2 protein-coding genes are annotated in these 1,829 nt (G+C 31.2%); both read left to right on the top strand.

Features of this window, described 5'->3' with window-relative positions:
• Nucleotides 1-1,135: DUF759 family protein (locus U880_RS0101905; RefSeq protein WP_024654543.1), on the top strand; the 1,135-nt coding region annotated here is incomplete at its 5' end.
• Between the two features lie 12 nt (nucleotides 1,136-1,147).
• On the top strand, nucleotides 1,148-1,783 hold the full coding sequence (locus U880_RS0101910) for a DUF792 family protein (RefSeq protein ID WP_024654544.1): 636 nt from the start codon (nucleotides 1,148-1,150) through the stop codon (nucleotides 1,781-1,783).
• Nucleotides 1,784-1,829: the final 46 nt, after the last annotated feature.

A 1,829-nucleotide genomic window follows, 5' to 3' on the forward strand; every position in this document is an offset into this window, starting at 1 on the left:
AGAACAAAAAAGGCAAAAGAATATAGAAAAGTTTAAACTTCAAGAAACTAAAAGACTTATTAGCCAAGGCATGAAATTTAAAAAAGCAAAAAAAATCGCCATACAAAGATCAACCATGTCCGAAAAACAATTAATGGACTTAGAATATAAATCGTTAAAAAAGCAAAGCGGATTCCTAAATCGCACTAAGCGCACTGCTAAAGAAATAGGTAAAATTGCGGTTGGAACTGCTCTTGGACAAGTATTTGGAACTACTTTTCAAGGTGGAATTGGTGATGCATTCAATTATGCTAAAAGAGCTATTATCAACAACGCAAATGTAAAAAAAATGAATGTAATTACTTCAAGAATATTCAAAACTCAAGAAAAGGCTCAACTTAATAATATTCTTCAAACAATACCGGGATTTAATAGGGAAATCGATAGAGAAGAGTTCCTTAATTATGCTGCAATCTTGAGAAAAGATTTGGTAAGTTTAGGTCAAAACAATGAGGAGAACCTCAATAAAGCAGTTGCATTTGCTGCTAGGCTTAAATCCACAGGGGTTGTTAATGATAATGCTTCAGCTATTGCTGTAGTATCAGAATTCTTACAAGGAAAAGGCGGGTCTTTATATAATGTTATGGGTTCATTTAACAAATTGACACATAAGTATAATGAACGTGGAGAAATGGAATATGACATACTATCTTCAAGTCAAGCCTTATCTTTTAGAACAGAAACACTAAAAAAAATTATTGATGATTGGAATACACTTGAATTTCCTAAATACGCAAGTACCGAAGAAAAACTCAAAGATGATCTTATTGAAGCCGAAGATTCTTTCGCAAAAACTACATCTGAACTAGTAAAACCCCTCTTAGCGAAATTATCACAGCTAGCTACATGGTTCCAAGACTTTACTTTCAAAACTCACATACTTGATCCAATGATCAAAGGTCTCACAAGTTTTTTCGGTAATATCAGCGAATGGTTTACAAAAATGATAAAAATGTCACTAAAACAAATACTGCCCAATTGGGCATATGAATGGTTTTTTAGTGCAGACGATACAACAGATAAAGACCATTCACCACTCCCAACTACTGATACTGGAACCAAATTAGAAAAAGACGCAAGTATAAAAACACCTTAAGGAGATATAAATATGATTACACAATTTACAACTGATTTTATTCACCAGTACAAAGATGCAAAAGGCATGAAATCAATGCTAGATTATATTCACTTAACGCCATCTCAAATAACAACTATTTTAAAAGAAACTTTTAACCAATTATCTAGTGTGTTTATGACACAGAATTTCTTAATTTTATGCCCACGAATGGATTTCAAAGGACAAGGATATGTCCCACAAGGATTTTTTATTCAAGCTAAAAGTGAACTAATAAATATGAAATATAATACTACTTGTTCAAAACGTCCTATAATTGATTACTACACTCGTAAATCTACACATGTAAGTTATAATCCTACTTTCAATGATGAGATTATTACATTAAATAATGCAAGATTAGTTAGTGGATATTCAGAACTACTTAAATGGTCATTTAATGTGCCTTTTGGAAAATCCATATTTCCACATACTAGCAATTTAGCAAAACAACACATAACTAATAGGGTAAAAGAAAGTGTGCCATTTAGTGTTTACAGCCCATCTTTTGGATTTATAGAAATAGTTGCTATTACTTCTCTTGATCTTAAAGATACAGTATATCTTGATGAGGTTGAAATTAGTGTAACATTAGAAGTTCTCAAAACATTTACAAAATATAAAGGATAAATTAATGGAACCTAGACTTTTAAAATATGACTTTAAAATAGAATTC

Origin of the sequence: Borrelia hispanica CRI, from assembly GCF_000500065.1 — a bacterium.
Taxonomy (GTDB): domain Bacteria; phylum Spirochaetota; class Spirochaetia; order Borreliales; family Borreliaceae; genus Borrelia; species Borrelia hispanica.